Origin of the sequence: Streptomyces sp. NPDC007162 (assembly GCF_040634175.1) — a bacterium.
Lineage (GTDB): Bacteria > Actinomycetota > Actinomycetes > Streptomycetales > Streptomycetaceae > Streptomyces.
The window spans coordinates 1-4418 of sequence record NZ_JBEYFC010000634.1; the positions used below are offsets into that span (position 1 = coordinate 1).

The window sequence follows — 4418 nt, forward strand, 5'->3', positions numbered from 1 at the left end:
CACACCCTCGCCGACCACGGCGTCACCACCTACCTCGAACTCGGCCCCGACAGCACCCTCACCGCCATGGCCCGCGAAAACCTCGACTCCGGCCCACAGAGCCAGGCCGTGTTCGTCCCCGCACTGCGCCACGACGGCAACGAGGTACACACCGTCCTCACGGCACTGGCCGTCTGCCACACCCGGGGCGTATCGGTCGACCGGTCCGCGCTGCTCGGCCGGACGGACGCCGGCCCGGCCGACCTGCCGACCTACCGGTTCCAGCGGGAGACCTACTGGCTGACGGCGGACGGCGCGGCGGCCGGCGACGTGACGGCGGCGGGCTTGGAGGAGACCGGTCACCCGTTGCTGGGCGCGGTGGTGGAGGTGCCGGAGTCGGAGGAGGTGCTGTTCACGTCCCGGCTGTCCCTGGCCACCCACCCGTGGCTGGCCGACCACGTCGCGGCCGGAGCGGTACTGCTGCCGGGGGCGGCGTTCGTGGAACTGGCCGTGCGGGCCGGTGACGAGGTGGGGTGCGGCGCGGTCGAGGAACTGGTCCTGGAGACACCGCTGCCGCTGGCCGAGGGCACCGGGGTTCGGCTGCGGGTGAGCGTGGGGGCGGCCGGGGAGGACGGCCGGCGCACGGTACGGATGCACTCGCGGGCCGAGGACGCGGGCGCCGCCTGGGTCCGCCACGCCTCCGGGACGCTGCGTCCGATATCCGCGCCGGATACGACGCCGAGTACGACACCGGAGGCGGTGGACCTGTCGGTGTGGCCGCCGGCGGGCGCCGTCGCCGTGGACCCGGCGGAGGTGGCGGCACTGTACGACGGTCTGGAGCAGGCCGGGTACCGCTACGGGCCCGTGTTCCAGGGGGTGCGGGCCGCCTGGCGCGTGGACGGCGCGGTGTACGCCGAGGTGGCCCTGCCCGACGACCACGAGGACCGGGCGGCGGCCTTCGGACTGCACCCGGCGCTCCTCGACGCCGCCCTGCACGCGGCCGACTTCCAGCATCGCGCCGACCGTACCGGCGCGCACACGACACTGCCCTACGTGTGGCGCGACGTCACCCTGCACGCCACGGGTGCCACAGCCGTGCGGGTACGGGTGGTTCCGACCGGCGGGGACAGCATGACCCTGCACCTGGCCGACGGGACCGGCGCCCCCGTCGCGTCCGTGGGCTCGATGGTGTCCCGCCCGGTCGAGCCCGCGCGGTTCGCCGGCGGCCAGGCCTCCGAGCACCTGCTGCGCCCGGACTGGGAGGAGACGACGCCGGCGGCACCGTCCGCCCCGGACCACGTCACGGAGTCCGTGACGGTGCCGGTCGGCACGGCGGCGGACGTGCGTGCACTGGCCGCACGCGGCGGCGGCCTCACCGGCACGCTGATGGTCGAGCTGACGGAACCCGGCGCCCTGCGCGACCTGACCGGCCGCCTGCTGGCCGTCGTCCAGGCGTGGTCGGCCGAACCGGCCCTGGACGGCACGCGGCTGGCCGTGATCACCAGGGGTGCGGTGGCCGTGGCACCGGGAGAGGATGTCGACCCCGCGCTCGGCGCCCTGTGGGGTCTGGCCGGGACCGCGCAGTCGGAGAACGCCGGACGCGTCGCCCTGGTCGACATCGACGACGCGCCGTCCTCGCGCACGGAACTGAGCACGCTCGTACCCGCCCTGTTCGCCGCCGACGAGACACAGGCCGCGGTCCGCGAGGGACGGTGCTTCCTGCGCCGGCTCGTGCGCGCCGGGGCTCCGGGTAAGACACCCGTGACCTGCAGCACGCCGATCGGCGAAGGCACGGTGCTCGTCACGGGCGGCACGGGGTCGCTCGGTGCGGTGGTGGCCCGGCACCTGGTGCGTACGCACGGAGCGCGCAGTCTCGTCCTGGCCAGCAGGAGCGGACCCAAGGCGCCCGGCGCGGCCGAGCTGGCGGCGGAACTGGAGGCGGCCGGGGCTCGTGTCCACGTGCTCGCCTGCGACGTCGGGGACCGGGAGGCCGTGGCCGGCCTGCTGGCCGGGGTACCGACCGACGCGCCGTTGACGGCGGTGGTGCACACGGCCGGCGTACTGGACGACGGCGTACTGACGGCGCTGGCACTGGACCGTATGGACACGGTGCTGCGCCCGAAGGCGGACGGCGCCCGCCACCTCCACGAACTGACCGCCGGTTTGGACCTCTCCGCCTTCGTCCTCTTCTCCTCCGCGGCCGGCACCTTCGGCAGCTCGGGGCAGGGCAACTACGCCGCCGCCAACGCCTACCTGGACGCCCTGGCACAGCACCGCGCCGCCCGGGGACTCCCGGCGCTCTCCCTCGGCTGGGGCATGTGGGCCCAGGACGCCGGCATGACGGCCGGACTCGACGCCACCGACCACCGCAGGCTCGCCCGCGACGGCATGACACCACTGTCGGCGGCCGAGGGCATGGCACTGTTCGACGCCGCACTGCGCGGCGGCACACCGGTACTGCTCCCCATGAAGCTGGACGTGGGCGCCCTGCGTGCCCAGGCCGCCGGCAGGCCGGTCCCCCCGCTGCTGCGCGGCCTGGTCCCCCAACCCCGGCGCGGGCGGCAGCGGGTCAGGCGGGCACCGGCCGACGGGGCGGACGCGCTCAGCACCCGGCTGGCCGGCGTGGGCGCCGCCGACCGGCAGGCGATCCTCCTCGACCTGGTCCGGCAGGAAGCGTCCCACGTCCTCGGTCACACCTCCGTCGGCCGCATCGGGCACGAGGCGGCCTTCACCGACGTCGGCTTCGATTCGCTCACGGTGATCGAACTGCGCGACCGGCTCCTCGCCCGCACCGGGCTGCGCCTTCCCGCCACCTTCGCCTTCGACTTCCCGACACCCGGGACACTCGCCGACCACCTGAACACCCTGCTGGACACGGGCACCGCGGAGGACCCGCTGCTGGGCGAGCTGGCACGGCTGGAGGACCTGGTGGCGGCCCGCCCGGCCGACCGGGCCAAGGACACCGTCGCCGCCGCCCGGCTCCGGATGCTGGCGGCCCGGCTCAGCACCGTCGCCCCCGGACCGGCCGGCGGCACCGACAGCATCCAGACGACGCTCGACACAGCATCGGTCGACGACGTCCTGGCCTTCATCGACGAGGAGTTCGGGATCGTCGACCCGTCGGACCCCAGCCGCGCCCACGAGTGAAGAGGAAGGTGATCGCCGGTGGACAATGACGAGAAACTGGTCCGGTATCTCAAGCGGGTGACCGCCGACCTGCACGAGACCCGGCAGCGGCTCGACCAGATCGAGGCCGCACGCACGGAACCCGTCGCCATCGTCGGCATGGCCTGCCGGCTGCCGGGCGGCGTGACGTCACCCGAGGACCTGTGGAACCTGGTGGCGGCCGGTGGCGACGCCGTCGGCGCCTTCCCCGAGGACCGGGGCTGGGACCTGGACGACCTCTTCGACCCGGACCCCGACCACCCCGGCACCAGCTACGTCCGCCAGGGCGGCTTCCTGCGCGACGCGGGCGACTTCGACGCGGGTTTCTTCGGCATCTCCCCGCGCGAGGCCCTGGCGATGGACCCGCAGCAGCGGCTGCTCCTCGAAACGTCATGGGAGGCGTTCGAACGGGCCGGCATCGACCCGACCGCCCTGCGCGGCAAGGACATCGGCGTCTACTTCGGCACCCTCAACCAGGATTACGCCACCGATGTCGACGCGGTTCCCGACGGCGTCGAGGGCTACCTGATGACGGGCAGCTCGGCGAGCGTGCTCACCGGCCGGGTGTCGTACGCGCTCGGCTTCGAGGGCCCCGCGGTGACGGTGGACACGGCGTGCTCGTCCTCCCTGGTGTGCCTGCACCTGGCGGCCCAGGCCCTCCGGTCGGGCGAGTGTTCCATGGCCCTGGCGGGCGGCGCCACCGTCATGTCGACGCCCAGCGTCTTCGTCGGATTCTCCCGGCAGCGCGGCATGGCCGAGGACGGCCGTTGCAAGGCGTACGGCGCGGCGGCGGACGGCACGGGCTGGGCGGAGGGCGTGGGCGTACTGGTCCTGGAGCGCCTGTCGGACGCGGAACGGCTGGGGCACCGGGTGCTGGCGGTGGTCCGCGGCAGCGCCGTCAACCAGGACGGCGCCTCCAACGGCCTCACCGCCCCCAACGGCCCCTCCCAGCAACGCGTCATCCGCCAGGCACTGGACGCCGCCCACCTCGCCCCCTCGGACATCGACGCGGTCGAAGGCCACGGCACCGGCACCCGACTCGGCGATCCGATCGAGGTACAGGCCCTGCTGGCCACCTACGGGCAGGACCGTGAGCGGCCCCTGTGGCTGGGCTCGCTGAAGTCGAACATCGGGCACGCGCAGGCCGCCGCCGGAGTGGCCGGCATCATCAAGATGGTCATGGCGATGCGGCACGCAGTACTGCCGCGGACCCTGCACGTGGACGTGCCGACACCACAGGTGGACTGGTCCGCGGGGGCCGTGGAACTGCTGAC

General features: G+C 74.3%; 2 protein-coding genes. Both read left to right on the top strand.

Annotated elements, in window-relative coordinates; genetic code table 11:
- On the top strand, positions 1 to 3126 hold a 3126-nt coding region (locus ABZ646_RS40955; RefSeq protein ID WP_360531172.1), incomplete at its 5' end, for a type I polyketide synthase.
- Positions 3127 to 3144: 18 nt separating this feature from the next.
- A partial coding sequence (locus tag ABZ646_RS40960) for a beta-ketoacyl synthase N-terminal-like domain-containing protein (protein WP_360531175.1) occupies positions 3145 to 4418 on the top strand: 1274 nt, incomplete at its 3' end.